Here is a 23,106-nt window from a genome sequence, read left to right as displayed (position 1 = left end):
TATTCCGCCTTTGTCGCCGACCTTGGTTGATAAGCCGCCGGAAGGCGACGGTTGGATTCACGAACTGAAATTTGACGTATACCGCTCTCAGATCGTCATCGATAGGCGTGGCGTTCGCATCTTCACGCGGAGCGGCATCGATTGGACCGAAAAATATCGAGAACTGGCGAAAGTCGCCGACGAGTTAAACGTCGTCAGCGCCATTATCGATGGTGAGATCATTGTGCTGAATGCAGCCGGGCATCCCGACGTCCGGGAACTTCGTAAGGCCGTCACACGCCGTCCGCACGATTTGTACTTTGTGGCTTTCGACCGAATGCACCTGAACGGGGCGCTTCACGGGGCTGCATTCGTTACCTTGAACAGAGAAGTACGTCATCGGCTCTGGAAGCGCGTCCAGGAGCACAAAGGGCCCGCGCCAAAGGGCGTCAAGCGACCCTCAACGCATTGGGTAAAGCCGGGGCTCATCTGCCGCGTCAAGCATCTTCGTGGCGAAGAGACGTTGCGTCATGCGTCGTTGCAAGATTTTCGCGAAGAGGAGAGGGTTGTCGGTTCCGCATCCCGCCTGACGGCGGCGCTATACTGATGCTCCTATGGCCGCCCTGTTGAGCCGGTCTCAGGGCCACGAACTTTCTCCAGCACCGAATTGACTTGGTCCCGCTGGTGGGCATTCCGGTGCTTCCGCCTTGTACGCCCTTGTTTGCTTTGGTCGGAAGAGAGGCGGGCGGCCCTCTCTCCCCGCAAGCCTCATCGGCGGTCTCCCCCATCTTCCTGCGCTTCGCTTCGTGCAGACCGGGGATACCCCTCCACCGCCGCGGCTTGCCCCCTCGCTTCCCGATGCTCGCCGCGAGGTGGGGTTCAGGTGGCCTGAACCCCTCGGGTTAACCTCAGGTCAACTGAGAGCGACAACGAGCAAGACCATGACCACGACTGAACCAACATCCCGCTCGGCAAGCGGGTGCCGTGCAAATCCAGTCCCCGCTGCCCTGAACTATGCAGCCTTCGCCGCGTGGACAGAGTGAAGCGTCTCGGGCTTCAGATGTGTGTAGCGGCGCAGCATCTTCCAATCTTTGTGCCCAGTAACCAACGCTACCTGTTCAATTGTGAACCCGGCTTCAAACAGGCGGCTCGTTCCTTCGTGCCGTAAGTCATGAAAATGTAGGTCGTGGATGCTCAGATCAGCGCATCCTCGACGGAAGGCGGTGCCGACTGATTTGTGATTGAACGGGAAAATTCGATCATCGTCATTGCTTCGCCTTGCGCGCTGCTCCTCAACAATGGCCCACGCATCGTATCCAGTGGCCGCGAACAGCGGTATGCGCTGATTGTTGCCTTGCTTGTTGCGGGGGTCTTTCCGGTCGCGGATGAGAAGCATTCGCGTGCGATTCTCCAAGTCGGACCAACGAGCCCTGCAAATTTCCTCCTGGCGCATCGCCGTCGCAACCGCGAAACGTATGATCTGGCCAACCGGCGCTATCTGGAGAGGATTTGAATCGAAGTAGGCGATTAGCCTGTCGAGTTCGTCCTGGGTGGGCCGCCTGTCGCGCTCACACCCCTTGCCGACAAGGCCAAGGCGCTTAAGTGCGATGCGCGCGAGATCGACAGGTTCCACTTTGACTGCTAGACCGTGGACGGCCGCGGCATGCGACAGGACAAGTTTGATAAAACCGATGTCTATACCAAGAGTCATCGGTCCAGCGCCTTGGGCTGCCCGCTCACGACCAAAACGAACAAGCCGTTCGCGATCGAGAGCCGCGAGGTTGCACTTCCCGAGTTGCCTCTTCAGCATAGCGAGGGCTGCGGCCTTGGAGCGGCGAGGGGACTTGCCTACATCGCACATGTCATTGATATGAAGATCGATGAGTTCGCCGAAGGTTTTCAGGCGCGCTGTACGTGACTTGGTCGGCGTTTCGCCGCGATCGACCTGGCGCTCGGTTTCGGTGGCCCAGCGCCGCGCGTCGTCTCTGCGCAGGAACGTCTCGCTGACATAGCGACCCTTGCGACGGACTTGCACACGCCAGGAACCGGATGAGAGCTTGGTGTAAGTGGCCATTTTTTCGTGTGCGCTCCGTGTGCACTGAGAGATCGAAACGTGGCGAAAAGGGTCGTATTCTGGGGTAAATTCGTGTGCACTCGGCAGGTTCTAAGAATTTGATGTTAAAGGAAAAATGCTGGAAAATCAAGACCATAGAGTGGCCGTTGCCCCGATGATGGACTGGACGGACAGGCATTGCCGGTTCTTCCATCGTCAGATGACGCGGCGCGCGCTGCTTTACACCGAGATGGTGGTGGCGGACGCGGTCATCCACGGTGCGCGCGAGCGACTGCTCGGTTTCGATGATGTCGAGCACCCGGTTGCATTGCAGCTTGGCGGATCGGATCCGGCAAAGCTCGCCGAGGCCGCGCGGATCGGCGAGGCTTTCGGCTATGACGAGATCAACCTCAATGTCGGCTGCCCGTCAGACCGCGTCCAGTCGGGGACGTTCGGCGCCTGCCTGATGAAGACGCCGGCCCTGGTCGCCGAATGCGTCGCGGCTATGAAAGCTTCGGTGAAAATCCCCGTCACGGTCAAATGCCGCATCGGCGTCGACGATCAGGACCCGGAACCCGCTCTCGACGCGCTTGCCGACGGCGTATTTGCCGCCGGCGCCGACACGCTCTGGGTGCATGCCCGCAAGGCTTGGCTGGAGGGGCTGAGTCCCAAGGAGAATCGCGACATTCCGCCGCTCGATTATCCGCGCGTCTACCGGTTGAAGGCCAGAAAGCGGGACGAATTCATCGGCATCAACGGCGGCATCCAGTCGCTCGCCGAGGCGTCGGCGCATCTTTCCCATGTCGACGGTGTGATGCTCGGCCGCGCGGCTTACCATACGCCGGGGATCCTCACCGGCGTCGATGCTGCTTTCTACGGCGAGGCGGCTGCCGCCTTCGACTATCCGGCGCTGATCGACGCCATGGCCGGCTATGCCGCGCGCCATATCGAGCGGGGTGGGCGGCTCGGCCACATCACCCGCCACATGGTCGGTCTGTTCCACGGCTTGCCCGGCGCGCGCCGCTTCCGGCAGATTCTTTCCACCGATGCGAACAAACGCGGCGCCGGCCCGCAGGTGCTTAAGAGCGCCTTTGCGGCAATCGATCTCGCGGCGGCGGAAGCCGAAGCGGCCTGAGTTTCGGTCAGTCCCGCAGGATCATGCGGTCGCCGCGTACGTCGAAACCCGACAACGAGCCGATGAAGTTCATGCCGAGCAGGCTCTGGTCCAGCATGCCGGGCGCGGCGACCATCACCGACATGTTCTTGCGCACGATGCCGCCGATCGCCACCTCGTCGGTCCTGACCGTTGCCGCGCGCGCCATGCCGTTGGCTGTGGCGACATCCACGCTGTAGCTGAGCGCCGCCGGGTTGAAACCCGCCGCTTGAGCATCTTCGGACGTCAGCACCGTGCTGGTCGCGCCGGTGTCGACCACGGCGCGTACCGGCGTGCCGTTGACCAGGATGCGCGCTTCGAAATGGCCGTTGCCGGCCTTGTCGAGCGTGACGGTCGGGCGGCCATTCTCCACGCCCAAGGCCAGCGGACTGCCCGGCACAAGGCCGGCGGTCACGCGGCTCGCGACGTCCTGCAACTCGTAGCGATACTGATAGCCGGCAATCAGCACGAGGATCAGTGCGGCCCAGACGCCGATATTGCGCGCCATGTCGCCCAACGGCCGGCCCGAGCGGAGCAGGCTCGCGCCGATCACCATCACCAGCACGCCGACCCAGATCAGCCTGCCGAAATCATTGTTGTTCATGCCGAAAGTGTGGCCGGCCGAATTGTTGAGCATGAGCAGCACGACGCCGGTGCCGATCACCGCCATGACGATCCAGAACAGCCGGTTCATCGGTTTCTTCTCACGAAACGTCGCGCTCGCGCGCCATGCGGGCACGACGGGTTTCGCGGCGCGGCGGCCGCTCCACCGTTTCGAGCCGCGCCGGCAATTCAGCCATCACCGATCGACGAACTTCAGGGGTCATCGTGAGCCAGCCGGAAATCTCGTCGCGCGTGCGGCCGCAACCGAAACAGAAGCCGGTTTTCATATCGATCGAACAGACCAGTATGCAGGGGGATTCGATGGCGGACATGCTGTTCTCTTGGCTCTATTCCACATGGTGCAACCGCCGGAGCAATGCAAGCCCTCCGCATTGCGCCGCACGGCAACGTATTCGCGGCATCGTCAGGCGGTTGTGCCGGCCGGAGAAGGCGGCTATGCCGCTTGCGACCTCCGCAACGAACCGCGAACCGACATGCCAGCTAAGCCTTTCGACGATTTCCGAAGCCTGCTTGCGGCCCTGCCGCCGGCCGATGACGCGGCGGGCGCCCGTGTGCGGGCGCTGTTCGCCAAGGCGGACAAGCCGAAAGAATCGCTGGGGCAGATCGAGGACATCGCGGCCTGGATTGCCGCCTGGAGCGGGCGCGCGCCGCCGGCGATCAACCGGCCATTGATGGCGATCTTCGCCGGCAATCACGGTGCCGTCAGGCACGGCATTTCGCCGCGACCGGTGGCGGCGACCGCCAACGAGGTCGAACTCTGCGCCGCCGGGGGCGCCGCGATCAACCAGGTCTGCATCGCCAACGATCTCGGCTTGAAGGTCTTCGACCTCGCCTTGGATATCCCGACCGGCGACATCACCGAGGAGGCCGCGCTCGATGAACGCGGCTGCGCAGCAACCATGGCCTTCGGCATGGAGGCGGTCGCGGGCGGCGCCGATCTTCTGTGCCTGGGCGATCTTGGGGTCGGCAATTCGACGATCGCCGCCGCGCTTTGCGCCGCGCTGTTCGGCGGCGAGGGGGCTGACTGGGTCGGTCCCGGAGCAGGCGCCGATGCGCCGATGATCGCGCGCAAGGCCGAGGTCGTGGATCGGGCGCTGGCATTCCATGGCCCCGGTCTCGGCGATCCGCTCGAGGCTCTGCGCAAGGTCGGCGGACGCGAATTCGCGGCTATCTGCGGCGCCATTCTCGCGGCGCGCATGGAGAAGATCCCCGTCCTGCTCGACGGGTTCGTGGCGACCGCGGCGGCCGCTGTCCTCCATGCGGCCAATCCAGGCTCGCTCTATCATTGCCTGCTTGCAAGCCTGTCGCCGGAGCCTGGCCACGCCAAGGCGGCCGAAAGGCTCGGATTGCGGCCGCTGCTCGATTTCGGCATCAGCCATGGCGAAGGGGTAGGGGCCGCTCTCGCCGCCGGTATCGTGAAGGCTGCGGCATTGACCAGTTCGGGCATGGCGGCGGCTGTCCGCCGTTAAAGGTTCCAAATGCCGCTTCAGCGGCGTCCGCGCGTCGCCGCGACAGCCTTGGTCGGCAAAGCCGGCAGCTCTTCCATCACCCGGCTCAACGGGAAGATGGCGATCGCCTCGGTGCCTTCGCGCAGCTTGGAATGAAGCTCGAATGCGCCGCCATGCATGGCAAGCAGCCCCTGCACGATCGGCAGGCCGAGGCCGGTTCCCTGTTCGGCGCTCTTGATGGCGATCGAGCCTTGGCCGAAAGCCGAAAGCACCACCGGGATTTCCTCGTCCGGTATGCCCGGGCCGTTGTCCTTGACCGAAATGTACTGGCCGCCGCCGGCGGTCCAGCCGACGCGCACGCGCACTTCGCCGCCGGACGGGGTGAATTTGATCGAATTGGACAGAAGGTTGAGCGTGATCTGGCGGACGGCGCGTTCGTCGGCGAAGAGGCGCGGCAAGGTCTCCTCGAACTCCTGGACGATGCGGATGTCCTTGTTGCGGGCGCGCAGCTCCATCATGTGGCAGCAGTCCTCGACGATGGTCACCAGCACGACAGGCTCCTCGTTGAGCTGGTAGCGGCCGGCCTCGATGCGCGACAGGTCGAGGATCTCGTTGATCAGGTCGAGCAGGTGCTGTCCGGACTCGTGCACGTCATGGGCGTAGTCGCGATAGGTGGGATTGTTCATCGGACCCAGCACTTCATTGGCCATCACTTCGGAAAAGCCAAGGATGGCGTTGAGCGGCGTCCTGAGCTCATGGCTCATCGAGGCGAGAAAACGCGATTTCGCCAGATTGGCGTCCTCGGCGCGCCGCCTTGCTTCGTCCGACATCGATTTCGCCGTCTCTACTTCGGCGATCAGCGCGTCCTTCTCCGAGCGGAAGGACAGCACCATCAACGAAGCCTGATTAAGGTGTCGCGCCACATAGCCGAAGAAGGGAAGCGCGGCGATCAGCAACGCCGCCATCGTGGCTTCGATCGGCGTCCACAGACGCATAATGGTGTAGACATAAACGGCAACGGGAATGGCGAAGGTCGCGAACAGGGCGCCGCCAAGCGAGGAGGCCAAGACCGCCGTCATCGCCATGGCGACCAGGATCACCATGGCCTTGGCCACATGGAACTGGTCGACCTGGCATGTGTCGCAACCGATCCAGGCGAACCATGCCCAGCCAAGGCCGCACAGGAAATGGCCTATCAGGAAGTCACGGCGCGTTTGCGCCGGGTCGAGTTCGGCCGCCTCGGTCCGCTCCACGCGACGCGCCATGAAAGCGACGATCGTGTAGCAAAGCAGCGTCGCCAAAGCCCAGATGGTGATCTGCCCGTCCATGCCCGCCAGCCGGCCGACGGCCGCCACGGCGAGCACGAGCAGGGGGATCGCGACCGCGCTGACCACCATGGTGCGCGCATGCAGCTTCAGCAGCTCACGGTCGAAGTCGAGGCTGCCAGCCTGCTGCGAAAGGCGGTCGCGCGTCTTGCGCACTGCCCGCGCCACATCGCTGTTGCGGTGCGGTTTCCGGCGGTCCACAATGAATTTATCCGCTGTATTCGAGCGTTGCAAAGGCATACAGACTTCAATTTCTGCGCGCAGCGATTGTCAGTTCGTTAAGCTACGTTCGAATGATTAAGAGACTGTTTGCCATATGAGCCGTTTCGGGCTGCGAGGACCGCGCCGACGGCACGCGGCACGTTCGCCGCGAAGCCTCCGGTTCAAGCTGCTGGACTACGGGCTGGCCATCCTTGTGCTGGGGTTGCTGATCCTGGTGGCGGCGCGGCTCGATCGCTTCGAGACGCGTAAGGAGCAAGGCATGGCGATCGTCAATGACGGCGATTCGATCACGCTCGGTGCCGAGCGCATCCGCATGCGCGGCATCGACGCTCCGGAATATCAGCAGACCTGCCGGAAGGCCGGCGCCGACTATCCCTGCGGCAAGCTGGCGCGGCAATCGCTGGTGCGCCTGATCGCCGGCATGCCCGTTTCCTGCAGCGGCTGGCAGCGCGACCGCTACGGCCGGCTGCTCGGCGATTGCAAGGCGGGCGACACCGACCTAAACGGGGCCCAGGTGCAGGCCGGATGGGCGGTTGCCTTCGGTGACTTCGAAACCGAGGAAGCGGTGGCGAGAGCGGCCAAGGCCGGTATCTGGGCGGGCACTTTCGAGGAGCCGCAGCAATGGCGCGACAGCCACCATGACGCGCCGGTCGAGAGAAAGCACGGCTTGCTGGCATCGTTCGGCGATGCGTTGCGCGAATTTTTTCGCTTCTGGTGATGGGTGGACCCGCGCTCTATGATCCGGTGGAGACGTTGGAGAATGGAATGAAGCTGTTCGACGGCGGCCGCGCGCCCAATCCCCGGCGCGTGCGTGTCTTCCTTGCCGAGAAGGGGCTGACGGTGCCGCTGGTGCCCGTCGACATGGGCGCGCTGGAGCATCGCGGCCAGGAGGTGGCGCAGCGCAATCCGCTGCGGCGCCTGCCGGTGCTCGAGCTCGACGACGGCACCATCATCACCGAATCGATCGCCATTTGCCGCTATTTCGAGGAACTGCATCCTGAGCCCGCGCTGTTCGGCAAGGGCGCGCTCGGCAAGGCAAAAGTCGAGATGTGGCAAAGACGCATGGAACTGAACCTGATGGCCAGCGTCGCCGCCGCGTTTCGGCACATCCATCCGGCGATGAAGGAATGGGAGGTGCCGCAAATTCCGCAATGGGGCGAGGCCAACAAGCCGAAGGCGATCGAATTCCTGCACCTGCTCGACCATGAGCTGGCGGAGCGCGAATTCGCCGCCGGCGATGCCTATTCGGTCGCCGACATCACCGGCATGATCGCCATCGATTTCATGAAGCCAGCCCGCATCAAGGTGCCGGAGGAATGCACGAACGTGCTGCGCTGGTACGCGGCGCTTGCAAGCCGGCCGAGCGCGACGGCCTGAGCGACGGAAATTGGATAATCCGCCCGATATGAGACAATCGCTGGAGCGCCTCACCGAAAGGGTGCGGGCCTGCCGTATCTGCGTCGACGAGCCAAACGGCCGGCCCCTGCCGCATCAACCGCGGCCGGTGCTGCGGCCGTCCTCCAGGGCGCGGATCCTGCTTGCCGGCCAGGCGCCGGGCACCAAGGTGCATGCGTCAGGTATGCCGTTCACCGACGCTTCGGGGGACCGGCTGAGAAACTGGCTCGGCGTCAGCGCGCAGGAATTCTACGACACAGAAAAGTTCGCCATCGTGCCGATGGGCTTTTGCTTTCCCGGCCAGGACGCCAAGGGCTCCGACCTGCCGCCGCGTCGCGAATGCGCGCCGGCCTGGCGCCGGGAGCTGATGGCGCTGATGCCCCAGATCGACCTGGTGCTGACCATCGGCGGTTATGCGCAGGCATGGCATATGGGCACGACACGGCTGCCGTCGCTGACCGAGACGGTCAGGAACTGGCGCGCCATATGGGATGTACCGTCTATGCCGAAAGTGCTGCCGCTGCCGCATCCGTCGTGGCGAAACACCGGCTGGCTGAAGAAGAATCCCTGGTTTGAAATGGATTTGCTGCCCTTTCTCAGGTCGGAAATCCGCTATCGCATCGATTAGGCATTCCGCAAGATATCACTCGCTTTTCGTGCCTTTGGCAGAATTTCTTTCTTGTGAAAGGCCCCGATAAAAGGGATTATGGCGAAACTATTCCCCTGGAGCTTCCCATGGATCGCCTCGATAGAAAAATTCTCCGCCTCCTGCAGGAGGACGCGACGCTCGCGGTCGCCGATGTCGCCAAGAAAGTCGGCTTGTCGACCACGCCTTGCTGGCGGCGCATCCAGAAGCTCGAGGAGGAGGGCGTCATCAAGCGGCGCGTCGCCATTCTCGACCACGAGAAGGTCAATGTGCGCGTCACCGTCTTCGTTTCCATCCGCACCAATTCGCATAGCCATGAATGGCTGCGCCGCTTCTCCGAGGTCATCCAGGAATTCCCGGAAGTGGTCGAATTCTACCGTATGAGCGGTGACGTCGATTACCTGCTGCGCGTGGTGGTGCCCGACATCGCCGCTTACGATGCCTTCTACAAGCGGCTGATCGCCAAGATCGAGATCCGCGACGTGTCGTCGTCCTTCGCCATGGAGCAGATCAAGTACACGACGGAAATCCCGCTCGACTACATGGTGCTGGACAAGGAATCGGGCGCCAACGCGGCCTGACACCGGCTGCGCCGATCGGCCTTAGTTCTTCTTCTTGTTGAGGAAATTCCACGGCGAGTTGACCGGAAGGGTCACCGTGTCCGGCACGCTGTCGACGCTTGCCACTTCGGCCTTGCGCACGGTGTAGCCGGACTGGACGATCGACACGCCGTCAAGGATGAAAAGCTGGCTTTTCTCCATCCCGGGCTTCAGCACGCCGGTGACCGCGACCGGCTCATAAGCCTCTTTCAGCGTGTAGGGATGCGCCGGCGTCACCAGCACGATCTGGTTCGGCGGCGGCGTCGGCATGTGGCTGCAGGCGCCGGTCCATGGCACCAGCAGGAATTGATAGACAAGATCGCCCTCGCGATCGACCGGCAATGCATAGCCGGCTAATTTTATCGTCTTGTCCTGCAGATTGAGCGACAAGGTCTCGCCGTGGTCGGGCAGTTTTGCCGCGATCATCGGCAGGTTTGCGTCCTCGGCGACAGCTTGCGTCGCGGGACGCAGATCCTTCCAGAGGATATGCGCCACGTCGGCCGCGGCATCGGCTTCGGTGGCCGTGAAGAGAAGCGCGGCCACCAGCGCCGCGCCTGATTTGAAACGCTTGCTCATGATCCTTCCATCCTCCGCCAGCCGATTTCCGGAATCGAGTAAAAGCGTCGTGACCTATCCGGGCTCACCGATCCAGCCGCATGACATGCCGGCGCGTGCCGGCGGTTCCGGTCTCATGGAAGCCGCGCGCGGCGAACATCTCGCGAAAGCCCATGAAGCGATAGCTGGGCGCGGCCTCGTCGACGGGATAGGCTTCGATGACACGCGCGCCTTTGGAGAAGGCACGGTCGATCGCAGCGTCGAGCAGGGCGGAGGCCAGTCCGCGGCCGCGCAAAGCCCTCGGCACATAGAAGCAGACGATCGACCAGATGCCGGTCTCGGTTTCGTCCTGCTGCCTTGAAAGTTTCCGGTAGGTCTCGCGCGGCGCGACCGAGCACCAGCCGACCGGTCCGCTGTCCAACTCGGCGAGGATTCCGACCGGGGTGCCGGCAGCGATCAGCGCCATCATCATGCGCTTTTTCTCGTCGTTCTCAATGTGCTCGCGGCTGGAATGGCGCCAGGCCGTGCACCAGCAATATTTCGGAGCGCCGGGCTGCTCGAACAATGTCTCGAAACGGCCACGCGTTTCTTGCGTGACCTCGACAAAGCGGACGCCGGAAAGGTCAGGTTTTTGCGGCTGCGAGCCTTGCGAGCTGTTTGGCATCCGTCAGTTCCTTCACCGCATCCTTGCCGATCCAGCGCGCCGTCTTGTCCGACGATGCTGCCAGCTTTTCCGCCAGCGCAAGGGCAGGGGCGTGCAAGCTCATCGAGCGCTTGCCGATCTGCCGCAGCGCCCAATTGACCGCCTTGCGGACGAAATTGCGCGGGTCGCCGGCATGTTTCTCGATCAATGGCAGATAGGCAAGGAAGGTCGCGTCCGGCTCTTTCTTGAGATGCACCGCGCTCCAGGCCAGCATGGCAAAGGCGGTGCGGCGGACGAATTCGCGTTCGTCTTCGGCGAACTCGTTGATCAGATCGCGCCAGAAGGGCGTTTCGGCGAATAGGTCGGCGACGGTGTCGACGATCTCCCAGCTGTCGAAATCCGCGGCCCAGCGCCGGCATTGATCGACGTCGATCTTCTTCGGCTCGCCGGTGAAGGCCGCCATCAGACGCGCTTCCCGGATACCGCTATCCCACAGCAGAAGCGATCGCTCGTGGTTCTTCGTCACCTTGCGCGCCAGCGGCCGCAATTGCGAATTGCCGACGCCGAGCGCGCTTGCCGTGTTGATGCCGAAGCGCGCCATGCCCGCCCGGTCCGCCTCGGTGCCGATCGTGCGCAAATGCGCAACGATGTCGTCGGCGCTCCAGCTCGGACCGGGCAGAGGCATCGTCGCCTATTTTTCCAGGCGCGCGAGAAGCGAGGAGGTATCCCAGCGCTTGCCGCCCATGTCCTGCACATCCTTGTAGAACTGGTCGACAAGCGCCGTCACCGGCAGCTTGGCGCCATTGCGATTGGCTTCGGCCAGGCAGATGCCGAGATCCTTGCGCATCCAGTCGACGGCGAAGCCGAAATCATATTTGCCGGCATTCATCGTCTTGTGGCGGTTCTCCATCTGCCAGGAGCCGGCGGCGCCCTTGGAGATCACCTCGACGACCTTTTCGATGTCGAGGCCGGCCTTCTTGCCGAAATGGATGCCTTCGGCCAGCCCCTGAACGAGGCCTGCGATGCAGATCTGGTTGATCATTTTCGTCAGCTGGCCGGCGCCGGCCGAGCCCATCAGCCCGACCATGCGGGCATAGGCATCGATGACCGGCTTGGCTTTGTCGAAGGCCGACTGCTCGCCGCCGACCATCACGGTCAGGACGCCGTTCTCGGCGCCGGCCTGGCCGCCGGACACCGGCGCGTCGAGGAAAGAGAAACCCGCTTGGCGCGCAGCTTCATCAAGCTCGCGCGCGACCTCGGCCGAGGCCGTGGTGTTGTCGATGAAGACGGAACCCTTCTTCATCGCGGCGAAGGCGCCGTTGGCACCTGTCGTCACCGAGCGCAGATCATCGTCATTGCCGACGCAGGAGAAGACGAAGTCCTTGCCCTCGGCAGCCTCGGCCGGCGTCAGCGCCAGTTTGCCGCCATGCTGGGCCACCCATTGCTCGGCCTTTGCCTTGGTGCGGTTATAGACGGTGACGTCATGGCCGCCCTTGTTCCTGAGGTGTCCGGCCATCGGATAGCCCATGACGCCAAGACCGAGAAATGCAACCGATGCCATAAGCCTGCCTTCCAACAAAACAGAGATTCAGTGGCGGAAGGTCTAGGCCCTGCGAAAAATTCGTCAAGGCGCGCAGCGGCGCATCGACTGGTGCAGGCGGCCGAGGCGGCAATCTAAGTCTTTGTTTTATGGATGTCGTTTCCCCTAAAAACCGCTGCGCACTTTTAGGCGAAATGCATCATCGATGCAGATGGACGGTGATCCGGCGCTCGATCCACTCGACGCCATGGCGCAGGATCTCGACCATCACCAGATAGACGATCGCCACCCAGATATAGGCCTGGATGTCGAAGGATTTGGCATAGGCGAGCTTGGCGTTGCCCATCAGGTCATAGACCGTGATGATGGCGACGATTGCCGAGGCCTTGATCATCAGGATGAGCTCGTTGCCGTAGGGCCTGAGCGCGACGATGATCGCCTGCGGCAGGATCACTTTGCGCAGCGTCTGCAATTTGTGGAGGCCGAGCGAGGCCGCACCTTCCCATTGGCCGCGCGGCACGCTTTCGATGGCGCCGCGCAGGATTTCGGCCTGATAGGCTGCGGTGTTGAGCGAAAAGGCGAAGACGCCGCAGTAGAAAGCCTCGCGGAAGAACCACCACAGCCCGACCGTTTCAAGCTCAGGGCGGAACGAGCCGATGCCGTAATAGACCAGATAGGTCTGCACCAGCAGCGGCGTGCCGCGGAAGAAATAGACGTAGCAATAGGCAAGCCCGGACAGGAACGGGTTCTTCGACATGCGGCCATAGGCGACCGGAAGCGACAGGACGGCGCCAAGGATCATGGAGATGGCCACCAGCGACAGGGTGGTTCCTAGTCCTTGCAGATAGGCCGGTGCGTATCTGGCGAAGAACTCGGCGTTCCAGGCATAGACGAGATAGGCCACGATCCCGAGGCCGAACAGACTCCAGATGCCGACCAGCGCGTAGCCCAGGATGCGGGCTCGGGGCCAGCCGCGCGCTTGCGAAGGCGGCTTGTCGATGGCGATCGCCTGGCTGACGCTCATCGCGCTTCCCTCCGCCCGAGGTAGCGCAGGATGTAGCTGGTAGCGATCGACGACAGGACGGCCAGCGCCAGGAAGATCAGCGCCGCGACGCTGTAGAAGAGGAAGGAATGTTTGGTGACGCGCGCCGCGACGCCGGATTGGCGCAAGGTCTCGGCGAGATTGACCACCGAGACCAGCGAGGTGTCCTTGAGCAGGCTCAGCCAGCAATTCTCGAGGCCCGGAAAGGCGATGCGTATCAGCTGCGGCAGGATCACCAGCCGCATCGTTTGCCATTTCGACAGGCCAATGGCGTAGCCGCCCTCATACTGGCCTTTCGGAATGGCGCGGAACGCGGAGAGGAAGACCTCGCTGGCATAGGAGGAGAAGATCAGCGACAGCACGATCATGCCGGCGACGAAGCTGTTGACGTCGATCGTCGCGTCCGGATTGAACAGCCGCACGACATATTGCAACAGAAGCGGCATGCCGAAGAAGAACAGGAACAGCGTGACCAGTTCCGGCAGGCCGCGAAAGACCGTGGTGTAGATGTTCCCGGCCAGGCGCAGCGACGGCTCTTCATGCTGCTTGGCGAAGGCGACGAAAAAGCCGATCACAAGGCCGATCGGCAGTGTGGCGAGCGCCAATGCAATGGTGACCAGAACGCCAGACGCAATGTCGTCACTCCAGCCGTCCGGTCCCCAGCTGAGAAGTGTCCAAATGCTTTGGGCCGGCATTGACGGGTCGTGTCTCCGTGGCGATCCCGGGAGAAGAGAAGGGCGGCGAGGGGTGCCTCACCGCCCTGGCGTAATTGTCAGGATTCGGCGCCGTAAACGTCGAACTTGAAGTACTTGTCGTTGATTTCCTTATACTTTCCGTTCTTGCGAATGGCGTCGATCGCGGCGTTCAGCTTGTTGACAAGATCGGTCTCGCCCTTGCGCACGGCGATGCCGGCGCCCGGTCCGAAGATCTCAACCGGCTGCGGCGAGGGCTGGCCGAGGATCTTGCAGCAGGCGCCGTCCGGCGAATCCAGCCACTGCTGCAGCACGACGATGTCGTCCTCGATGGCGTCGAGACGGCCATTGGCAAGGTCGGCCTGTTCCTCGGGGCTGCTCGGATAGCCCTTGATGGTGCTGTCCGTGTAGGTCTTCGAAGCATAATTGTAGTGCGTGGTCGTGGTGGCGACGCCGATGGTTTTGCCGGCGAGGTCTTCCTTGGTCACACCTTTGAGCGGCGAATCCTTCGGCACGGCGATGGCCGACGGGGTGTTGTAGTATTTGTGGGTGAAGTCCACCTTTTCCTGGCGCTCGGGCGTGATCGACATGGAGGCGACGATGGCGTCGAACTTGCCGGCCTGCAGCGCCGGGATGATGCCGTCCCAATCCTGCGCGACGAAGGTGCACTTCACCTTCATTTCATCGCAGAGAGCCTTGGCGATATCGATGTCGAAGCCGACCAGCTGGCCGTCCGAGGTCAGGTTGTTGAAGGGCGGGTACGCGCCTTCGGTGCCGATCCTCAGGGTTTTTTCCTGAGCCTGGGCGACGCCGAGTGTCAGCAGCGCGGCCGAAGCGGCAAGCGCGATACGCAGTGCAATACGCATGATAATCCTCTCATATTGTCATGGCCGCTGTCCCGTGCGGCTCTTGTGGGCGGAGCTTCCTTACCGCCCGCTGGGGCGGATACTCCCACTCTTTCCAAGAAAAAAGCAACAGCAAATCAACGGGAAACGACAATCAGGACGTGCCGCTGCGTTACTTGGTTCGGGCCACGAGACCCGTTGTGCGCTCGACAAAGTCGGCTATCGACTTCGTGTCGTTGAGATCGAAAACCGGCAGGTCTTCGCCTTCGACTGTAAAGTCGGCGGCGACCGCGACGATGTTGGGATCGTTGGCCGAAAGCGGCGTCCGATCCTTGGCTTCGAGCCGCCTTGCCTCGATCTTCTTGTGCGCTTCGCGCTTGTAGCCTTCGACCAGCACGATGTCCGAGGGCGACAGCCGCGCCAGAATGTCGTCCAGCGTCGGTTCGTCCTCGCTCCGCAATTCGTGCATCAGCGCCCAGCGCCGGCCGGAAACGATGGCAATCTCCGTGGCGCCCGCCTGCCGATGGCGGAAAGAGTCGGCGCCCGGCTTGTCGATGTCGAAGTCATGGTGGGCGTGCTTCACCGTCGAAACCGTCCAGCCGCGCGCCACCAGCTCGGTGACAAGCTTTTCCGTCAGGGTCGTCTTGCCGGAGTTCTTCCAGCCGGTGATGCCGAATACGCGTCTCATGGCCTGAGGGTTTGCAACAGACGCTCTGCCGCCGCAAGGTCGTCCGGTGTGTTGACGTTGAAGAAAGGGTCGATCTTTTGGTTTCCGACCGCGATCATCGGGAACTCGACCTCGACATGGCCCTGGCTCTCCATGAAGGCCGAAACCCGCCGGTTGTCCTTTTCGACCAGGAAATGGTGCAGGGCGTCGCGCAAGCCGAGCGGCCATAGCGCGAAGGTCGGGTGCGATCTGCCGTCCGAACTGGCGACGGCGATCGCGCCCGGACGATCGCGGGTTGCGGCTGCGAGGCGCTCGACGAGATCGTCGGGGAAGAATGGTGTGTCGCCGGCGGCGCTCATCAGCCACCTGCAGCGCGTTTTCCTCGCCGCCCATTCGAGGCCGGTTAGAATGCCCGCTAGTGGCCCGGCATGGCCCGGCACGGTGTCTTCGAGAACCGGCAGGCCCAGGCCGGCAAATCGCGCCGGGTCGCCGTTCGCGTTGAGCGCCAGGGCCGCGACCTGTGGCTTCAAGCGCGACGCGACATGATCGATCAGCCTGGCTTTGCCCAATGAAAGCAGCGGCTTGTCGCCGCCGCCCATCCGGCGCGACTGGCCTCCCGCCAGAATGATCCCCGCAACATTTCGGTCCATCGGCCTATATGCCGTCCGGCGCCATATCGGGTCCAGCGCTTTCGGCGGCAGGTTGCCGTCTGCCGACGACGCGCTCGCGGTAGAGCGCATAGAGGCCCGAGCCGATGATGATGGCGGCGCCGACGATCATGGGCAGGTCGGGGACGTCGCCGAAAATGACGAGGCCGAGCAGGATCGACCAGAGCAGGGCGGTGTAGCGGAAGGGCGCGATGAAGGAGATGTCGCCCGAACGCATCGCCATGATGATGAACTGATAGCCGATGAGCACCAGCACTGCCGCGAGCGCCAGAAGCGCGGTCGCCCGGCCGCTCATCGGCGTCCAGCCGCCCATCGGCGACAAGAGCAGCGCGCCAAGCACGGTCATGGCAAGCGCGGTCGCCGTCGACACCAGCAGGGTCGGGATCGCCTCCGGGATGCGCTTGGTGGAGAGATCGCGCACCGCGCAGCAGGCGACGCTGGCCAATGCCACCAGCGAATAGACGCTGAACCCTTCGAAACCTGGCCGCACGATGATCAGCACGCCGGCGAAGCCGGCGGCAATCGCGGTCCAGCGCCGCCAGCCGACGCCTTCGCCGAACACCAGGGCCGCGCCCATAGTCACCGCAAGCGGCAGCGCCTGCATGACAGCGGAGACGTTGCCGATCGGCAGATGCGCAAGCGCGATCAGGAACGACACCGTGGCGCCGGCCTCGCCGGCGACGCGCATCGCCACCATCGGCTGCAGCATCGCGGCCGGATTGGCAAGCGCGCCGCGCCGCCAAGCGAGCAGGCCGACGAACAGGGAGGCGAAGGCGCCGCGCACCAGCATGACCTGCGCCATGTTCATCGACTCGGAAGAGAATTTGGTGATGGCATCGTTCAAGGTGAAGCCGACCATGGCCACGATCATGAACAGCGCGCCGCGCAGATTTGGCGAGAGGGGCAAAGGCGTTTCCGGACTCTATTTTGGCTCAAACCTGTAGCAGGTCGGCGGAAACAGCAACGCCAAAAGAAATGGGCCACGAATTTCTACGCGGCCCATGAGATCGATTTGTCGAGGCTCCGAAGACTTATTTCGGCGTCAGCACTTCGGTGCCGTTGCCGTTCTGGCCGGCGATGGTCCACAGCCCGTGCAGCGAGCCGTCCTTCTCGATCTTGTAGACGACGAGACCGACTTCCTTGCCCATCGCATAGCCGGCGGAAAACGCATTGTCGTTACGCATGCAGATACCGTCCGAAGTCGAGCCGCCGGTTTCCCAGTGGATCGTGCAGGTCGTGTCGCTGGTCAGCGTGATGGTTGCCTCGCCGCCATATTTCGAGCCGTCGAAATTGGTGCCCGCGACGGTGTAGGTGCCGCCGATCGACTGAGCAGCGGCCGGCATGGAGGCGATCCCAAGCATAGCAAGTGAAAGCATGAATGTGCGCATGTGCACTCCCCCTAGAGCGAAAATCGCGCTTCGAAGGCTAGGCCGGAAAAGGCCGGCGGTAAATCGGGCGGCGGATGGCTTGCAGGGTTTATTTCGAGTGTGGCCCGGTCGCCTCGTGCAGGCTTGCGGCAATGGCGCCGACCAGCGGGTCGTATTTCGCCTTGAGCGCCGCGGGATACTCGATGAAGACGGTGTGGACGACATCCTCCTTTCCGAATACGGATCGACGATAGAAGATGTTGTCGCCCTTCGTGCCCGACAGCACCGCCCACTTCTTGCCGGTCTTGCTGTAGGTGACTTTTTCTCCCGGCTCCGGGCTGGCTTTTTCGTTCTGAACCAGGCTGTCGGGGGTATCGTCGAGTGCATTGTAGCTGCCGTAACAGGCCACGCTGGCGCCGTCGGCGCTTTGCCACTCGAGGCCATCGCCGTTTTCGGGCTCGGGCATGCGCTTGCTGAAAATCTTGTCCGGGAAAGTGCACACGGTGCCGAAGCGGGCGTTGACATAGGTGAACGGCTTGGCCAGCGCCGCCGTCGTCAAGTTCGTCAACAAGAACAGAAGCGTGGAAAACAAGCCGATGCGACGAAGATGCTGCATGATACCCCCTTGGTCGATGACCAAAGGCGATCCTGCACCAAATCGCAGAAAAAATCAGCCGCCGGTGACGCTCATATGCCGCGACACCGAAGGACGGCTGGTGCGGCGGTCGATGACGAAATCATGGCCCTTAGGCTTGCGGCCGATGGCCTCGTCGATCGCCTCGCCGAGCAGCTCGTTGCCTTCGGAGGCGCGCAGCGGCGCCCTCAGATCGGCGGCGTCCTCCTGGCCAAGGCACATATAGAGCGTGCCGGTGCAGGTCAGCCGCACGCGGTTGCAGCTCTCGCAGAAATTATGCGTCATCGGCGTGATGAAGCCGAGCCTGCCGCCGGTCTCGGCGACATGCACATAACGGGCAGGACCGCCGGTCTTGTAAGGAATGTCGGTGAGCGTGAACTGGCGTTCCAGCGAGGCGCGCAGCAGCGACAGCGGCAGATACTGGTCGGTGCGGTCGGCATCGATCTCGCCCATCGGCATCGTCTCGATGAGGGTGAGGTCCATGCCGCGGCCATGTGCCCAGCGCATCAGCTCAGGGATTTCGGCATCGTTGAAGTCGCGCAGCGCGACCGTATTGAGCTTGATCTTCAGCCCGGCCTTCTGCGCCGCGTCGATGCCTTCCATCACCTTGCCGAGATTGCCCCAGCGCGTGATCTGGTGGAATTTCGCGGCATCCAGCGTGTCGAGCGAGACGTTGATGCGCTTGACGCCGCAATCGGCGAGCTCGGCGGCGAAGCGCGACAGCTGCGAGCCGTTGGTTGTGAGCGTCAGCTCTTCCAGGGCACCCGTCTCCAGATGCCGCGACAGTTGACGCACCAGATGCATGATGTTCTTGCGCACCAGCGGCTCGCCGCCGGTCAGCCGCAGCTTCTTCACGCCCTTTTCGATGAAAACGGTGCATAGCCGGTCAAGCTCTTCCAATGACAGCAGATCCTTCTTCGGCAGGAAGGTCATGTCCTCGGCCATGCAATAGGTGCAGCGGAAATCGCAGCGGTCGGTGACCGACACGCGCAGATAGCTGATCGTGCGACCGAAGGGGTCGATCATGTCCATTGCAAGCGCTTCCCGTGGCCTGAGTGGCGTCGTTATATACGGCTATGTGATACGATCCAACGCCGCATTCAAGATAGAAGGTCTTGATCTTTGGTAACATTCCCCGACCGACATCGCGTGTCGGCTGCCCAAAGCGCGTTACGAGCTTTAGGTCTTGTCGCGTTGCATGTCCCGGAACCGCTGCGCACTTCTGTGCGACCTGCATTGGCATGATCTTTCCGGATCGTGCGAAGCGGCGTAGGGAAGGGCGCAACCCAGACAGGACCAGCCATGACCGCGCCAAAGGAACTCAGGGTCTCGAAGGACCGCAAGCTGCTGACCGTAACCTTTCCCGGTCATCAACCGTTCGAATTGCCGGCGGAGTTTTTGCGCGTGGCCTCGCCATCGGCGGAAGTGCAAGGCCATTCGCCGGAACAGCGCGTGACCGTGCCCGGCAAACGCAATGTCGCGATCCTCAAGATCGAGCCGGTCGGCAATTATGCGGTGCGCATCACCTTCGACGATTTCCACGACACCGGCATTTTCACCTGGAACTATCTGCATACGCTCGGCCACGAGAAGGACGAGCGCTGGAACGCCTATCTTGCCGAGCTGGCCGAGAAGGGGCTGAGTCGGGATCGCTAGCCCGGGGCTGGCAATCCAATATCGGCTGTCGTCAATGCGTCATGGACATCGGGTAGCGCCGGCAAAAGGTCAGGGGGAAGAAGATGTCGCGCATCACATCCGTCGAACAGCTCGAGGCCCTCTACGGGCTGCCGGGCGAGGCTTCGGTCGTCAAGGAACTCGACCATGTGATTCCCGAATATGCCGCCTTCATCGAGGCCTCGCCCTTCGTGGCGCTCGCGACCAGCGGGCCTGAGGGGCTGGACTGCTCGCCGCGCGGCGATCTCGCCGGCTTCGTGCGCATCGTCGATGACAAGACGCTGATGATGCCGGACAGGCGCGGCAACAACCGCGCCGATTCGTTGAAGAACATCATTCGCGATCCGCGCGTCGGACTGCTCTTCCTGGTGCCGGGCTCGGGCACCACGCTGCGCGTCAACGGCCGCGCGCATATCACGACCGACGCCGAGCTTTGCGCGTCCTTCATGGTCGACGGCAAGCCGGCCCGCTCGGTCACCGTCATCGATGTCGACACCGTCTATTTCCAGTGCGCCCGCGCCATCGTGCGGTCGGAACTCTGGAATCCGGCCAGGCATGTCGATCCGAAGTCGCTGCCGACACCCGGCCGAATCCTCGAGGTCACCAGCCGCAAGAGCATCGACGGCGAGACCTACGACCAGGAATGGCCAAAACGGGCGAAGAAGACGATGTGGTAGTCGGAAGCCGTTCAGGCTTCCTTCAGCACGTCGGCGATCTTGCGCATCTGCTCGCCGATCATGTCGCACTGTTCCGGGGTCGACTGGCTCATCGCCTTTTCGATCAGCGCCATGTGAATCTTCAGCGCCTTCATCAGCAGGGCCTCGCCCGCCTCGGTGAGGTTCAGCCGCAGCACCCGCTTGTCCTTCTCGTCGCCCTCGCGGCGCACCAGCCCGCGCGTCTCGAGCTGGGGCAACAGCATGGTGACGTTGGAGCGGCCGACCAGGAGCCTGCGGGCAAGGTCATGCTGCGACATGCCGGGGTGCCGGTAGAGGTTCATCAACACGTCGAGCTGCGCCGGCTTGAGGTCGAGCGGGGCGAGCTTCACCGCCAGCGTGCGCTCCAGCACATGGCAGGCGCGCGCCACCGCAACCCAGTTGCGAAAGCGAGGATTGTCCCAGGGCAGCTCTTGCTTAATGTTCATGTTTGAACTATTATGTTCATGCTTGAACGAATGGATGGACTGCCAATATGGCATCATTTGGAATGAAGGTCATCCGGGGCGTTTTCGGCGCGGCCGAGCATGTTGCGCCGCGTCTTGGCGGCCGTGCCGCGTTCGAACTGTTTTGCCGGACACCCAGCGTCAAGGCCTTGAGCGACGGCGAACGCCGTGCGGTCGAGCGGGCCTCAGCTTTCATGGCCGAGGCGCGCCATCACCGGCTGAAGACCAGGACGGACTGCGTCGCCCTGCATGAATTCCGGCCGGAACCGGGCACGGAATCGCGCGGCACGGTGCTCGTCATCCATGGTTGGCGCTCGCGCACCGAATATATGCGCGCTTTGATCGAAGGGTTTCGCGCGGCCGCCTACAAGGTCGTCTCGCTCGACCTGCCTGGACATGGCCATTCGCTTGGCCGCCATCTCAACATGGTGAATGCCGTGGACGCGGCGCGGGTCGCCGGTGAATGGTTCGGTCCCTTTGCCGCCGTCGTCGGCCATTCCTTCGGCGGCGCGATTGCCGCCAATGCCGTCGCGGCCTCGGTCAAGGGCATGCCGCCGCTCAAGGCGCAGAAGCTGGTGCTCATTGCCGCGCCGAGCTCCTTGCCTGCGATTTTCGACGATTTCAGCGACATGATGAATGTCGGCCCACGCTCCCGCGTTGCCATGGCGGACCGGGTGAAGCATCTGTCAGGCCGGCCGCTCAGCGAATTCACCGGCGATCGCCAGCTGGCCGCGGCATCCGTGCCGACACTGATCATCCACGCGCCCGACGATCGCGAGGTCCATGCCGACCACGCGAAGCGCTATGCGGGCGCCGGCGAGCATGTCCACCTGCACTGGGCCGACGGGCTCGGCCATCGCCGTATCCTCGCCGACAGGGATGTCGTTGCACGGGCGGTGGGTTTCGTGACCGGGCAGCGCGAAACGACGCTGCACTAATCAGCCTGTCATTCTACCTTCTTTTTCTGCCCCGGCTCCACGGGCAGCCCGGCCGCCTTCCAGGCGGTGTAGCCGCCGAGGATATGCTTGACCGGCGTCAGGCCCATATCCTGCGCGGTCTTGGTGGCCAAAGCCGAACGCCAGCCGCCGGCGCAGAAGAAGACGAAGGTCTTGCCGCTGGCGAAGAATGGCTTGTGGTAAGGGCTTTCGGGATCGATCCAGAATTCCAGCATGCCGCGCGTCACATGCTTGGCGCCGGGGATCTTGCCGTCGCGCTCGACCTCGCGCGGGTCGCGCAGATCGACGAAGATCGTCTCGTCATCCTCCAGCAGCCCCGCGGCCTCCTCCGGCGACACAACCTCGATCTCGGCATTCGCTTCGTCGAGAAGCTGGCGATACCCTTTCTTCACGTCAGATCCTCCCGGCCACGTTTGTCGGGGCCGCCGGAATTTCGATCACAAAGCCTGACGTTTGTCACGGGGTCAGGCGTTAGATCGTGATGACCTTCGTTGAATCGCCATCACGGTCTAACTCTTTGTTGGAGCATGATGTTTCTCCGAAAACCGATTCCCACTTTTAGGGATCATCCTCTAGCGCCGGCCATCGTCGTCCATGCCGCCATGGCGCCGGCAACGGTCGCCATAAGGGCGGCATGGGTTGCCCCGTCGCGCGCCTGGATCGACATGCCATGCTGTACGGTGGCGAAAAAGGTGGCCGCGGCCTGGCAATCGAAGCCGGCAGGCAGTTCGCCTTCAGCCACTGCCCGCTCTAGACGTCTTTCAAGCGCCGTCTGATTTTCGGCGCGGCGGCGGCGCAGATCCTGGCAGATCATCCCCTGCGTCGAATCCTGATGCAAGGCTCCGAGCGCGATCAGGCAACCCTGCGGCCGGTCGGTCTGTGAATAGGCCCGGGCGGTCTCAGTCAAAAAACCCTCGATCGCGCGCCGCGCGGTCGGGGCTTCTTCCAGCGTCGACCAGATATCGGTGCCTTCCCTGCGCGTGTAGAGGTCGATTGCTTCGAGGAAGAGCGCCTCCTTGCTGCCGAAGGCGGCGTAGAGGCTTGGCGAATTGATGCCCATGGCCGCGGTCAGGTCGCTGACCGAGGCGCCTTCATAGCCCTTGGCCCAGAAGACCTCCATCGCCCGACGTAAGGCGGCGGCTCGATCAAAGCTGCGCGGGCGACCTCTTTCCGACACGGTGTCCCTCCGGTGGCTCATTTCTGTGTTGATCGATACATAA

30 protein-coding genes are annotated in these 23,106 nt (G+C 63.0%); 10 read left to right on the top strand and 20 right to left on the bottom strand.

Going from position 1 to position 23,106, the window contains the following annotated elements; genetic code table 11:
• The first annotated feature begins 22 nt into the window (after nt 1-22).
• On the top strand, nt 23-586 hold the full coding sequence (locus P9273_RS08785; RefSeq protein ID WP_278048542.1) for an ATP-dependent DNA ligase: 564 nt from the start codon (nt 23-25) through the stop codon (nt 584-586).
• Nucleotides 587-991: 405 nt separating this feature from the next.
• On the opposite strand, the gene P9273_RS08780 is transcribed toward P9273_RS08785, so the two are convergent.
• The gene (locus tag P9273_RS08780; protein ID WP_278048541.1) at nt 992-2,053 is read right to left on the bottom strand and encodes a tyrosine-type recombinase/integrase; all 1,062 of its coding nucleotides are present in this window, start codon (nt 2,051-2,053) and stop codon (nt 992-994) included.
• Between the two features lie 115 nt (nt 2,054-2,168).
• On the opposite strand from P9273_RS08780, the gene dusA reads away from it, so the two are divergent.
• Complete coding sequence (dusA, locus tag P9273_RS08775; RefSeq protein WP_278048540.1) at nt 2,169-3,167, top strand: tRNA dihydrouridine(20/20a) synthase DusA; 999 nt, start codon at nt 2,169-2,171, stop codon at nt 3,165-3,167.
• Nucleotides 3,168-3,174: 7 nt separating this feature from the next.
• On the opposite strand, the gene P9273_RS08770 is transcribed toward dusA, so the two are convergent.
• Together P9273_RS08770 and P9273_RS08765 are read right to left on the bottom strand one after the other, a co-directional pair.
• Nucleotides 3,175-3,879 carry a TIGR02281 family clan AA aspartic protease gene (locus P9273_RS08770; RefSeq protein ID WP_040994869.1) on the bottom strand — a complete coding sequence of 235 codons (705 nt, stop codon included), beginning with the start codon at nt 3,877-3,879 and terminating at the stop codon, nt 3,175-3,177.
• Between the two features lie 10 nt (nt 3,880-3,889).
• On the bottom strand, nt 3,890-4,120 hold the full coding sequence (locus tag P9273_RS08765; protein WP_278048539.1) for a DUF1289 domain-containing protein: 231 nt from the start codon (nt 4,118-4,120) through the stop codon (nt 3,890-3,892).
• Nucleotides 4,121-4,282: 162 nt separating this feature from the next.
• Here P9273_RS08765 and P9273_RS08760 point away from each other — a divergent pair, with 162 nt between their 5' ends.
• Nucleotides 4,283-5,278: a nicotinate-nucleotide--dimethylbenzimidazole phosphoribosyltransferase gene (locus tag P9273_RS08760; protein ID WP_278048538.1), complete on the top strand. Its 996-nt coding sequence runs from the start codon at nt 4,283-4,285 to the stop codon at nt 5,276-5,278.
• A 17-nt stretch (nt 5,279-5,295) separates the two neighbouring features.
• Here P9273_RS08760 and P9273_RS08755 read toward each other — a convergent pair whose 3' ends face one another.
• Nucleotides 5,296-6,822 (bottom strand): sensor histidine kinase, encoded by a 1,527-nt coding sequence (locus P9273_RS08755; protein WP_278048537.1) that lies wholly within the window; start codon nt 6,820-6,822, stop codon nt 5,296-5,298.
• Between the two features lie 76 nt (nt 6,823-6,898).
• On the opposite strand from P9273_RS08755, the gene P9273_RS08750 reads away from it, so the two are divergent.
• The 4 genes from P9273_RS08750 (at nt 6,899) to P9273_RS08735 (ending at nt 9,426) form a co-directional block, all read left to right on the top strand.
• Nucleotides 6,899-7,522, top strand: coding sequence for a thermonuclease family protein (locus tag P9273_RS08750; protein ID WP_278048536.1), 624 nt, complete (start codon nt 6,899-6,901; stop codon nt 7,520-7,522).
• Nucleotides 7,523-7,569: 47 nt separating this feature from the next.
• A complete protein-coding gene (locus tag P9273_RS08745) occupies nt 7,570-8,181 on the top strand; it encodes a glutathione S-transferase (protein WP_278048535.1) in 612 nt (203 codons plus the stop codon).
• A 28-nt stretch (nt 8,182-8,209) separates the two neighbouring features.
• Entirely contained in the window at nt 8,210-8,827 is a 618-nt protein-coding gene (locus P9273_RS08740; protein ID WP_278048534.1) for a uracil-DNA glycosylase family protein, read from the top strand.
• A 107-nt stretch (nt 8,828-8,934) separates the two neighbouring features.
• On the top strand, nt 8,935-9,426 hold the full coding sequence (locus P9273_RS08735) for an Lrp/AsnC family transcriptional regulator (protein ID WP_006205209.1): 492 nt from the start codon (nt 8,935-8,937) through the stop codon (nt 9,424-9,426).
• 21 nt (nt 9,427-9,447) lie between these two features.
• On the opposite strand, the gene P9273_RS08730 is transcribed toward P9273_RS08735, so the two are convergent.
• The 13 genes from P9273_RS08730 to moaA form a co-directional block, all read right to left on the bottom strand.
• Nucleotides 9,448-10,020: a DUF3299 domain-containing protein gene (locus P9273_RS08730; RefSeq protein WP_278048532.1), complete on the bottom strand. Its 573-nt coding sequence runs from the start codon at nt 10,018-10,020 to the stop codon at nt 9,448-9,450.
• Nucleotides 10,021-10,084: 64 nt separating this feature from the next.
• On the bottom strand, nt 10,085-10,663 hold the full coding sequence (locus P9273_RS08725) for a GNAT family N-acetyltransferase (RefSeq protein WP_278048531.1): 579 nt from the start codon (nt 10,661-10,663) through the stop codon (nt 10,085-10,087).
• Nucleotides 10,623-11,327 carry a DNA alkylation repair protein gene (locus tag P9273_RS08720; RefSeq protein WP_040994850.1) on the bottom strand — a complete coding sequence of 235 codons (705 nt, stop codon included), beginning with the start codon at nt 11,325-11,327 and terminating at the stop codon, nt 10,623-10,625. Before P9273_RS08720 ends, P9273_RS08725 begins: the two co-directional genes overlap by 41 nt.
• Nucleotides 11,328-11,333: 6 nt before the next feature.
• Entirely contained in the window at nt 11,334-12,203 is an 870-nt protein-coding gene (locus tag P9273_RS08715; RefSeq protein WP_278048530.1) for an NAD(P)-dependent oxidoreductase, read from the bottom strand.
• A gap of 178 nt (nt 12,204-12,381) precedes the next feature.
• The gene (locus P9273_RS08710) at nt 12,382-13,206 is read right to left on the bottom strand and encodes an ABC transporter permease (protein WP_278048529.1); all 825 of its coding nucleotides are present in this window, start codon (nt 13,204-13,206) and stop codon (nt 12,382-12,384) included.
• The gene (locus P9273_RS08705; protein WP_278048528.1) at nt 13,203-13,919 is read right to left on the bottom strand and encodes an ABC transporter permease; all 717 of its coding nucleotides are present in this window, start codon (nt 13,917-13,919) and stop codon (nt 13,203-13,205) included. Before P9273_RS08705 ends, P9273_RS08710 begins: the two co-directional genes overlap by 4 nt.
• Before the next feature lie 77 nt (nt 13,920-13,996).
• The gene (locus tag P9273_RS08700) at nt 13,997-14,782 is read right to left on the bottom strand and encodes an ABC transporter substrate-binding protein (protein WP_040994841.1); all 786 of its coding nucleotides are present in this window, start codon (nt 14,780-14,782) and stop codon (nt 13,997-13,999) included.
• A 151-nt stretch (nt 14,783-14,933) separates the two neighbouring features.
• Nucleotides 14,934-15,449 carry a molybdopterin-guanine dinucleotide biosynthesis protein B gene (gene mobB / locus P9273_RS08695; RefSeq protein ID WP_278048527.1) on the bottom strand — a complete coding sequence of 172 codons (516 nt, stop codon included), beginning with the start codon at nt 15,447-15,449 and terminating at the stop codon, nt 14,934-14,936.
• Nucleotides 15,446-16,078: a molybdenum cofactor guanylyltransferase MobA gene (gene mobA, locus P9273_RS08690; protein WP_278048526.1), complete on the bottom strand. Its 633-nt coding sequence runs from the start codon at nt 16,076-16,078 to the stop codon at nt 15,446-15,448. Before mobA ends, mobB begins: the two co-directional genes overlap by 4 nt.
• 4 nt (nt 16,079-16,082) lie before the next feature.
• The gene (locus P9273_RS08685) at nt 16,083-17,003 is read right to left on the bottom strand and encodes a DMT family transporter (RefSeq protein WP_278048525.1); all 921 of its coding nucleotides are present in this window, start codon (nt 17,001-17,003) and stop codon (nt 16,083-16,085) included.
• Nucleotides 17,004-17,127: 124 nt separating this feature from the next.
• On the bottom strand, nt 17,128-17,484 hold the full coding sequence (locus tag P9273_RS08680; RefSeq protein ID WP_041006631.1) for a hypothetical protein: 357 nt from the start codon (nt 17,482-17,484) through the stop codon (nt 17,128-17,130).
• An 88-nt stretch (nt 17,485-17,572) separates the two neighbouring features.
• Nucleotides 17,573-18,103, bottom strand: a complete 531-nt coding sequence (locus tag P9273_RS08675; protein WP_278048524.1) for a hypothetical protein — start codon at nt 18,101-18,103, stop codon at nt 17,573-17,575.
• Between the two features lie 30 nt (nt 18,104-18,133).
• Nucleotides 18,134-19,129: a GTP 3',8-cyclase MoaA gene (gene moaA, locus P9273_RS08670; protein ID WP_278048523.1), complete on the bottom strand. Its 996-nt coding sequence runs from the start codon at nt 19,127-19,129 to the stop codon at nt 18,134-18,136.
• Between the two features lie 270 nt (nt 19,130-19,399).
• Here moaA and P9273_RS08665 point away from each other — a divergent pair, with 270 nt between their 5' ends.
• Nucleotides 19,400-19,753 (top strand): gamma-butyrobetaine hydroxylase-like domain-containing protein, encoded by a 354-nt coding sequence (locus tag P9273_RS08665; RefSeq protein ID WP_040982795.1) that lies wholly within the window; start codon nt 19,400-19,402, stop codon nt 19,751-19,753.
• A gap of 83 nt (nt 19,754-19,836) precedes the next feature.
• The gene (locus P9273_RS08660) at nt 19,837-20,448 is read left to right on the top strand and encodes a pyridoxamine 5'-phosphate oxidase family protein (protein WP_278048522.1); all 612 of its coding nucleotides are present in this window, start codon (nt 19,837-19,839) and stop codon (nt 20,446-20,448) included.
• An 11-nt stretch (nt 20,449-20,459) separates the two neighbouring features.
• Here P9273_RS08660 and P9273_RS08655 read toward each other — a convergent pair whose 3' ends face one another.
• The gene (locus P9273_RS08655) at nt 20,460-20,912 is read right to left on the bottom strand and encodes a MarR family winged helix-turn-helix transcriptional regulator (RefSeq protein WP_278048521.1); all 453 of its coding nucleotides are present in this window, start codon (nt 20,910-20,912) and stop codon (nt 20,460-20,462) included.
• A 47-nt stretch (nt 20,913-20,959) separates the two neighbouring features.
• Between P9273_RS08655 and P9273_RS08650 the strand changes: the two genes are divergently transcribed.
• Nucleotides 20,960-21,868, top strand: a complete 909-nt coding sequence (locus P9273_RS08650; RefSeq protein WP_278048520.1) for an alpha/beta hydrolase — start codon at nt 20,960-20,962, stop codon at nt 21,866-21,868.
• 8 nt (nt 21,869-21,876) lie between these two features.
• On the opposite strand, the gene P9273_RS08645 is transcribed toward P9273_RS08650, so the two are convergent.
• Together P9273_RS08645 and P9273_RS08640 are read right to left on the bottom strand one after the other, a co-directional pair.
• Nucleotides 21,877-22,278: a rhodanese-like domain-containing protein gene (locus P9273_RS08645; protein ID WP_278048519.1), complete on the bottom strand. Its 402-nt coding sequence runs from the start codon at nt 22,276-22,278 to the stop codon at nt 21,877-21,879.
• Between the two features lie 173 nt (nt 22,279-22,451).
• Nucleotides 22,452-23,063 (bottom strand): TetR/AcrR family transcriptional regulator, encoded by a 612-nt coding sequence (locus tag P9273_RS08640; protein ID WP_278048518.1) that lies wholly within the window; start codon nt 23,061-23,063, stop codon nt 22,452-22,454.
• Nucleotides 23,064-23,106: the final 43 nt, after the last annotated feature.

It is taken from the genome of Mesorhizobium sp. WSM4935, from assembly GCF_029625735.1.
In the GTDB taxonomy this organism is placed as follows: Bacteria; Pseudomonadota; Alphaproteobacteria; order Rhizobiales; family Rhizobiaceae; genus Mesorhizobium.
This window is presented reverse-complemented; position numbering and strand designations above follow the sequence as displayed.

Bases quoted from the DNA above. Each gene is read 5' to 3' on its own strand.
- P9273_RS08780 (WP_278048541.1), bottom strand. From the start codon at position 2,053: ATGGCCACTTACACCAAGCTCTCATCCGGTTCCTGGCGTGTGCAAGTC.
- dusA (WP_278048540.1), top strand. From the start codon at position 2,169: ATGCTGGAAAATCAAGACCATAGAGTGGCCGTTGCCCCGATGATGGAC.
- P9273_RS08770 (WP_040994869.1), bottom strand. From the start codon at position 3,879: ATGAACCGGCTGTTCTGGATCGTCATGGCGGTGATCGGCACCGGCGTC.
- P9273_RS08765 (WP_278048539.1), bottom strand. From the start codon at position 4,120: ATGTCCGCCATCGAATCCCCCTGCATACTGGTCTGTTCGATCGATATG.
- P9273_RS08760 (WP_278048538.1), top strand. From the start codon at position 4,283: ATGCCAGCTAAGCCTTTCGACGATTTCCGAAGCCTGCTTGCGGCCCTG.
- P9273_RS08755 (WP_278048537.1), bottom strand. From the start codon at position 6,822: ATGCCTTTGCAACGCTCGAATACAGCGGATAAATTCATTGTGGACCGC.
- P9273_RS08750 (WP_278048536.1), top strand. From the start codon at position 6,899: ATGAGCCGTTTCGGGCTGCGAGGACCGCGCCGACGGCACGCGGCACGT.
- P9273_RS08745 (WP_278048535.1), top strand. From the start codon at position 7,570: ATGAAGCTGTTCGACGGCGGCCGCGCGCCCAATCCCCGGCGCGTGCGT.
- P9273_RS08740 (WP_278048534.1), top strand. From the start codon at position 8,210: ATGAGACAATCGCTGGAGCGCCTCACCGAAAGGGTGCGGGCCTGCCGT.
- P9273_RS08735 (WP_006205209.1), top strand. From the start codon at position 8,935: ATGGATCGCCTCGATAGAAAAATTCTCCGCCTCCTGCAGGAGGACGCG.
- P9273_RS08730 (WP_278048532.1), bottom strand. From the start codon at position 10,020: ATGAGCAAGCGTTTCAAATCAGGCGCGGCGCTGGTGGCCGCGCTTCTC.
- P9273_RS08725 (WP_278048531.1), bottom strand. From the start codon at position 10,663: ATGCCAAACAGCTCGCAAGGCTCGCAGCCGCAAAAACCTGACCTTTCC.
- P9273_RS08720 (WP_040994850.1), bottom strand. From the start codon at position 11,327: ATGCCTCTGCCCGGTCCGAGCTGGAGCGCCGACGACATCGTTGCGCAT.
- P9273_RS08715 (WP_278048530.1), bottom strand. From the start codon at position 12,203: ATGGCATCGGTTGCATTTCTCGGTCTTGGCGTCATGGGCTATCCGATG.
- P9273_RS08710 (WP_278048529.1), bottom strand. From the start codon at position 13,206: ATGAGCGTCAGCCAGGCGATCGCCATCGACAAGCCGCCTTCGCAAGCG.
- P9273_RS08705 (WP_278048528.1), bottom strand. From the start codon at position 13,919: ATGCCGGCCCAAAGCATTTGGACACTTCTCAGCTGGGGACCGGACGGC.
- P9273_RS08700 (WP_040994841.1), bottom strand. From the start codon at position 14,782: ATGCGTATTGCACTGCGTATCGCGCTTGCCGCTTCGGCCGCGCTGCTG.
- mobB (WP_278048527.1), bottom strand. From the start codon at position 15,449: ATGAGACGCGTATTCGGCATCACCGGCTGGAAGAACTCCGGCAAGACG.
- mobA (WP_278048526.1), bottom strand. From the start codon at position 16,078: ATGGACCGAAATGTTGCGGGGATCATTCTGGCGGGAGGCCAGTCGCGC.
- P9273_RS08680 (WP_041006631.1), bottom strand. From the start codon at position 17,484: ATGCGCACATTCATGCTTTCACTTGCTATGCTTGGGATCGCCTCCATG.
- moaA (WP_278048523.1), bottom strand. From the start codon at position 19,129: ATGGACATGATCGACCCCTTCGGTCGCACGATCAGCTATCTGCGCGTG.
- P9273_RS08665 (WP_040982795.1), top strand. From the start codon at position 19,400: ATGACCGCGCCAAAGGAACTCAGGGTCTCGAAGGACCGCAAGCTGCTG.
- P9273_RS08660 (WP_278048522.1), top strand. From the start codon at position 19,837: ATGTCGCGCATCACATCCGTCGAACAGCTCGAGGCCCTCTACGGGCTG.
- P9273_RS08655 (WP_278048521.1), bottom strand. From the start codon at position 20,912: ATGAACATTAAGCAAGAGCTGCCCTGGGACAATCCTCGCTTTCGCAAC.
- P9273_RS08650 (WP_278048520.1), top strand. From the start codon at position 20,960: ATGGCATCATTTGGAATGAAGGTCATCCGGGGCGTTTTCGGCGCGGCC.